The sequence below is a fragment of the Microcystis sp. M53603_WE2 genome (assembly GCF_030065435.1).
Map to the genome: position 1 here is coordinate 1 of NZ_JASJFF010000301.1, position 3,509 is coordinate 3,509.

1 protein-coding gene and 1 pseudogene are annotated in these 3,509 nt (G+C 36.9%); one reads left to right on the forward strand and one right to left on the reverse strand.

Annotated elements, in window-relative coordinates; genetic code table 11:
• Nucleotides 1-370: 370 nt before the first annotated feature.
• On the reverse strand, nucleotides 371-2,605 hold the full coding sequence (locus PX481_RS06505; protein ID WP_288094048.1) for a DNA methyltransferase: 2,235 nt from the start codon (nucleotides 2,603-2,605) through the stop codon (nucleotides 371-373).
• An 812-nt stretch (nucleotides 2,606-3,417) separates the two neighbouring features.
• On the opposite strand from PX481_RS06505, the pseudogene PX481_RS06510 reads away from it, so the two are divergent.
• Nucleotides 3,418-3,509 (forward strand): annotated as a pseudogene (locus PX481_RS06510) (ATP-dependent Clp protease proteolytic subunit); the annotation flags it as partial.

The following is a 3,509-nucleotide window of genomic DNA, read 5'->3' on the forward strand; positions in this document are numbered from 1 at the left end:
TTGAAAAATTTTGCCTCAAACCCTGTCTGCGTAAGGATTTCAGGAGTTTGTACCCAGTAGTTTATTAGTATTACATTGCTTTAACTCAGGCTCTGTAAGACTTTGAGCCATAGCTAGTATATTTATACGGGGGAAGTTCAGGTATAATTTCGCAGTATGAAATGATGGGATGTTCTGTGCTTTTTTGGGTTTTTAGCTGTCTGGTGAGCCTGAAAACCCTTGCTAAATCTACACTCACCTATTCAGCAACAGCAACAACTGGCAGTTAAAGAGCCTTTTTTAAGCCAACCCGTTGATCAATTAATTGTGTAGTTTTGTTGCAAAGAGAAAGTTTTTTTGACAAAAAGAACAAAGTGTGCTGCCACTGGATTTAAAATAAACTCAATTGTCCTTCTTGTTTTAAGCGCCAGTTATCATCACCAACTCTCTGGGCAATATCTTCGAGGACGCTTAGAATCGTCTGATTTTCGGGAGTTGTGCCATTTTTTAACAGAGGTAATATATTAAAAACAATATCATCAAAACTAGAGCTTTTATTATCTCTTTCCATCCTTCTCAAATAGCTAATCAAATAGTATTTAATTCTCAATTTAACATCGATTTTTGACTTAAACTTACTGTCTTTTTTGATGGTATATAATTCAGTTTTTTCCTCATAATCAAAATTATCTAACAAAATTGGAGTCAAGTCTGAATACTCCTTGGCTAGTAAATCTAAAAACCCTAATTCCAAACCTTTAATAATCAATTCATCGTTAATTTGTTCTAGGGTTGCCCCATCATTTTTAGCAATAATTCCTTCAACAGTTTGCATGACAATCTCGGTTATATCCATGCCTAAGTTAGCTTTCATTACCGCTTTGGGAGTAGGAACTTTCCGAAAATTAATAATTAACTGTCCTGATAAAACTGTAAAGGGATTTTGCCGCTTTTTAAAGCTAGTTTGGCCATTTTTTTGTGGCACTGCTCCCACATATTCAAATCCGCAACTTTCTGCGGTATCTAAAATTAAATGCCAAAACTCAGGATCTTTGTGAGCAAAGACAAAGGATAACCATCGCTCAAATTTCAAAACTCGATACATTTCTCGAATACTTTGGGCAATTAATTGATTATATTCCTGTTTACTTTTTTGGATTGTTCCCCCTTCAATAGCTTCTAATTGATAGTCCTTTTCCGTCACTTCTAAATCTAACCAAGCATTCCACATTATTGATAAATCTAAGTAGGGAATTTTCTTTCCGTAGGGAGGATCGGTATAAATATAATCAACGCTTTCATTTTCAATAAAACTTAAGTCTGTCGCTGTTCCTTTAACAATTTTGGCATAGTTGATGGTGTTTTTATTAATAAAATACGTCATCTCCTTTTTAGCAGCAACTATCTTTTTAAATCTCAATTCAAAGTAAGTGAAAATATCAATTTCTACAGGTTGAGGTGCTATGCGATAACGGTAATATTGAAAAACTGAAGCATTTCCTTGTCCAGATGCAGGTCTTTGATTATTGTTATGATAAGTTAAATTAGCTTTAGTTAATAAGCCAGAAAACATTAACAATAAAGACTCCCTAATATTCTCGTTTAGTTCTTGTTTAATCAAATGTTTTAATAAACTTAGTCGAGCTAATTGTTTGTTACTAAATAACTGTTCAACAGTAGCCACATCAGAACCTTTAGGCAGTTTCAATCCTTCGGGATAGGGATAGGTATTGAGTGCCTTTGTTATTGCTTCTTTGGTTTGCGGTTCTCGCTCTTGGTAGGCTAATTTAACTCGTTCAAAAGCCTGACTTAAATCATCAAAATCAACGGGACTAATTAAAGAATTAACAAGAAAAATAGCCAGAGGGTTAATATCAATACTAATCGCTTTGCGGTTATTCATTAAAGCTTCAATTGCCGTCACTCCACTACCGCCAAAAGGATCAAGAATGACATCTCCCGGTTGACTAAAGTTTTTAATATATTCTGCCACCACATTCCATGCTTGTTTAGTAAAATATCCATGCACACCAAAATGTCTTTTAGCTGCTCTTTTTTTGACTTCAATTGGGTTTAATAAGGGACGACTTGAGTAGTCAAAAGTTTTGCGACTGATTGGGGAATGGCTTTGATAACTAAAACTTTTCCCCACTTGAAATCTATCTGGGGCTAAATACTGGGTCAACTCTTGCCAACTATAGGTAATTGCATCAAGAGAAAAATATAAGATAGGTGTACTGGTATCGAGGGTCTTAAATAAACTAAATTCTAGGCCATTACAAAGAGCAAAATAATTACTTCTGATTTCAGGATGACTCGCATAACTATAGACCTGTTCTACTGAATCACCTTCGTAGATATTTTCCGTTGGTTTTTTAGCCTCTAATACCCAAGCATAACTTTGATTAACTTTGAGAACATAGTCAGGAATTAAATTTATCGGACGTTTTTTACTGCCAACCTTTAAAAAGGGATGCCGTAGGGTTTTACTTCTTTCGATATTATCCTCTTGGTAGCCCAAACTTGTTAAAAGAGGTAAAATAATCACTTCTCTAACGCTGTCTTCCTTAAAGTTAGGGTTATTTTTAATTGCCTGAAAATCAATAGCAGAAAAAATATGATTCATGGGTTAGCATTGTTTGTGATAAGTAGGTAGGCGTTAAAAATTATCAGACACCCCCCTTATCAAGGGGGGATTAAAGGGGGGACTAAGGGGGGATCGGCACCCCCCTTATCAAGGGGGGATTAAGGGGGGATCGAACTTAAAATCCATTTTTAATTTAATTATAACCAGCTACTTAGTTTCGATAAATCTTCCTTACTCAGGGGAAAATCAGACCGATTAACTTTGAACACTTACCATTAACCCGCCGTGAAGTTGGGTAAGCTAAGACGCATCTTAACCGCCTATCCTTAGATGAGCTACATCTCCCTCAATCCTTTTACTGTTGCAAGAGTGCAAGAGTGCCTCATCTGAACAAGCAATTTAAATGCGCGGGCAGCTGATGACAGGATTTGACATTTGTTCTGGTGTTGCCCGTTCCGGCGGTTTCTCTAGATAAGGTGGATAGAGTATCTTTGACGATGCCTCAACAATATAAGTTAGACAGGCTTTCTAAAATATATCGTAATCGAGTAGAAGCCCGGTTTCAACCCGCTTCTAGTCATACCAAATCCGTTGATTATAGGCTACTTATAAGGACAGGCACTCGTGCAACAGGGAATAGGCAAAAGGGGGAATAAATAATCAGTTTTTAATAACCAGATTTAGGATCACCGATGAGAATTCCCATCTCTTGAGAACGGGGAGATGTCAATTTTCTAGCAGTCGATGAGAGATTCTTGGGGACGAACCTAGCTAAAAATACCCCCACGCAATCGGTCAACCCGATTACGTTAAAATCAAAAGCAGGATACTGTGTATGACGGAAAAACTCGATGAACTCAGTGATTAAAGCGGTACAAACTGCCTATTATGGGGATGCAGCCTATCGGACACCACCACCGGACTTAGAATCTCTCCTGCTCAA